Source organism: Kitasatospora sp. NPDC058965 (assembly GCF_042741245.1).
Lineage (GTDB): Bacteria > Actinomycetota > Actinomycetes > Streptomycetales > Streptomycetaceae > Kitasatospora.
This window is the reverse complement of the sequence record NZ_JBHYKG010000534.1, coordinates 1-2,919: the sequence shown is the minus strand read 5'-3', so window position 1 is coordinate 2,919 and position 2,919 is coordinate 1. Positions and strand designations below refer to the sequence as shown.

At 71.8% G+C, this 2,919-nt stretch carries 2 protein-coding genes; one reads left to right on the top strand and one right to left on the bottom strand.

The window, feature by feature from the left end; all coding sequences use genetic code 11:
- Positions 1 to 96: 96 nt before the first annotated feature.
- On the bottom strand, positions 97 to 1,566 hold the full coding sequence (locus tag ACFW1A_RS39765; RefSeq protein ID WP_380418484.1) for an MFS transporter: 1,470 nt from the start codon (positions 1,564 to 1,566) through the stop codon (positions 97 to 99).
- A 347-nt stretch (positions 1,567 to 1,913) separates the two neighbouring features.
- On the opposite strand from ACFW1A_RS39765, the gene ACFW1A_RS39760 reads away from it, so the two are divergent.
- Positions 1,914 to 2,870, top strand: a complete 957-nt coding sequence (locus ACFW1A_RS39760; RefSeq protein WP_380418482.1) for an SDR family NAD(P)-dependent oxidoreductase — start codon at positions 1,914 to 1,916, stop codon at positions 2,868 to 2,870.
- The last annotated feature ends 49 nt before the right edge of the window (positions 2,871 to 2,919 follow it).

The window sequence follows — 2,919 nt, the reverse complement described above, 5'->3', positions numbered from 1 at the left end:
CACCAGAGCGACGTCCGCAACGGCCGCTGGGCCGTCGTGGCGGCCGGCCGGCCGCCACGACGGCCCAGCGGCCGTTGCGGACGTCGCTCTGGTGGCTCAGCGCATCGCGCTGCGGCCCGGCAGCGCGAGGGCGGCGACCGCGGTCGCGACCAGGGCGATGATCGCGGAGCCCACCAGGGCGTTGCTGTACCCGGCGGTCAGCGCGGTGTTGAGCACGTGACCGGCCTTGGTGGAGCTGGTGGTGCCGGCCGCGGCCACGGTGGCGAGCACCGCCAGGCCGAGCGCGGCACCGATCTGGTTGGAGGTGTTGAACAGGCCCGAGGCCAGGCCGGCCTCCTCCTCCGAGGCGGAGCTGGTCGCGGCCACCGTGGCCGAGACCCAGACCGTGCCACCGCCCAGACCGGCCAGGATCTCCGGGCCGAACTGCTCGGCCCAGAAGCTGCCGCCGTCGATGCCGGAGGCCCAGAAGGTACCGCCGGCCACCAGCAGGGTGCCCAGCATCGTGGTGCCCTTCAGACCCAGGCGCGGCAGCACCCGGCCCACGTTGGTGGCGGCCAGCACCACCGAGATCGCCAGCGGCACCAGCGCCAGGCCGGAGCGCAGCGGCGAGTAGCCCTCGACGATCTGGGTGTAGAGGGTGAGGAAGAAGATCGCCGGGATCATGGCCATCGGGACCAGCCCGCCGACCAGGTTCGCCCCCGGCAGCACCTTGCGGCGGAAGACGCTCAGCGGGATGAGCGGCTGCTTGTGCTTGGCCTCGATCACCAGGAACAGGGCCAGCAGCACCACGGCGCCGATGATCCCGCCGATGGTGCGGCCCGAACCCCAGCCGACCGAGCCGGCGTCGACCAGGGTGAAGACCAGCAGGCCGAGGCCGGCGGTGACGAACAGCGCACCCCCGAGGTCGAAGACCTTCTCCTCCACCGTGCTCTCACCGACCGGCAGGAAGCGCACCGCCAGCCCGGCGGCGATCAGCGCGATCGGCACGTTGACGTAGAACACGGCCTGCCAGCCGAACCAGTTGGTCAGCACGCCGCCGAGGATCATGCCGGCCGCGCCACCGGCGCCGGAGACGGCACCGTAGACGCCCAGGGCCTTGTTCCGCGCGGTCTTGCCCTCGGCCGTGTCGTCCGGGAACACCGTCATCAGCAGCGACAGGGCGGCCGGCGCGGCGAGCGCGGAGGCCAGACCCTGCACGGCCCGGACGATGATCACCATGGTCGGCGAGGTCGACAGGCCGCCGACCGCCGAGGCGGCGGCGAACAGCACCAGGCTGATGATGAACAGCTTGCGGCGGCCCATCAGGTCGGCCAGGCGGCCGCCCAGCATCAGGAAGCCGCCGAAGAGCAGCACGTACGCGTTGGTCACCCAGGACAGGCTCGCCTGGGAGAAGCCGAGGTCGCTGCCGAGGGAGGGCATCGCCACGGCGACAATCGTCGAGTCCAGCACCAGCATGAACTGGACCGCGACAAGCAGGAGGAGCGCAGCCGTCCGGTTGCCACCCGCTGCCTGGACACTGGGCGCAGCGTTGCGTGTGACGGCCCGCTGGTCCGTTGGTGCGGTCATGGATGGAACCTCCAAGAGAGAACTGGACGCCATAGATATGGCTCAGTGAATACGACACTAACCGAGGCACCGAGTTCCAAGAACGCCCGGAAGCGAATATCCGAGATCATTTAGGAATGCAGCCGACACTGCGTCATGAACCACCTGCACTACGTCAGGTCGGCCTCCCCGCGGCCCCGCCCCACAGCGTCTGCCTGGCCTTTTCGGGCCCCGCAGTGAACGCAGTGCGGCAGCGGGAACATCTCGCCCCGGGCGACGCAGTGGTCCCGCACTAGGGTCGGTGGCAGGATTTTCGGCGACCGCACTTAATTCGCACGAAAGCCCGATCCGATCAGGGAGGAGCACAAATGAACACGTCGCGCCGCACACGTTTCGGAGCGAATTCCACGGCCGCCGAGGTGGCGGCCGGGCACGACCTGTCCGGCCGCACGGCGATCGTCACCGGGGCCGCTTCGGGGATCGGCGTGGAGACCGCGCGGGCGCTGGCCGGCACCGGCGCCCGGGTGGTGGTCGCGGCCCGCGACGCGGCACGCGGCGAGGCCGTGGCCGCCGACGTCCGGCAGTCCACCGGCAACCCGGAGGTCCGGTTCGAACTGCTCGACCTGGCCTCGCTGCGCTCGGTGCGCGCCTTCACCGAGCGCTTCCTGGCCACCGGCAGCCCGCTGGCGGTGCTGGTCAACAACGCCGGTGTGATGGCGACGCCGTTCAGCCACACCGAGGACGGCTTCGAGCTCCAGTTCGGCACCAACCACCTGGGCCACTTCGCCCTCACCACCGGCCTGCTGCCGGCCCTGCGGGCGGCCGGCGGGGCCCGGGTGGTCTCGCTCTCCTCGCGGGCCCACGGCATCGACCAGGTGCACCTGGAGGACCCGAACTTCCGCCACCGCCCGTACCAGCCCTGGGCCGCCTACGGGCAGTCCAAGACCGCCAACGCCCAGTTCGCGGTGGCCCTGACGGAGCGTTACGGCGACCAGGGCATCACCTCCAACGCCGTGATGCCCGGAGTGATCCTCTCCCCGCTGTGGAAGCACACCGAGCAGTGGGACCCGCGCCGGGTCGGCCCGGACGGCAACCAGGCCACCCCGCCCGGCTGGAAGAACGCCGAGCAGGGTGCGGCCACCAGCGTCTGGGCCGCGCTGGCGGAGGAGCTGGCGGGTGTCGGCGGGCGGTACCTGGACAACTGCGCCGTCTCCCGGCCGTGGCCCGGCGACGGCCTGCCGGACGGCCACTACCGGACCTACGCGCTCGACCCGCAGCGGGCCGACGCGCTCTGGCGGCTGTCCGAGACGCTGCTCGCGGGGTGAGCGGCAGACCCGCCGCTGCGACGGCCGCGGGGGCCGACCCGGTCCGGGT

Bases quoted from the DNA above. Each gene is read 5' to 3' on its own strand.
- ACFW1A_RS39765 (WP_380418484.1), bottom strand. From the start codon at position 1,566: ATGACCGCACCAACGGACCAGCGGGCCGTCACACGCAACGCTGCGCCC.
- ACFW1A_RS39760 (WP_380418482.1), top strand. From the start codon at position 1,914: ATGAACACGTCGCGCCGCACACGTTTCGGAGCGAATTCCACGGCCGCC.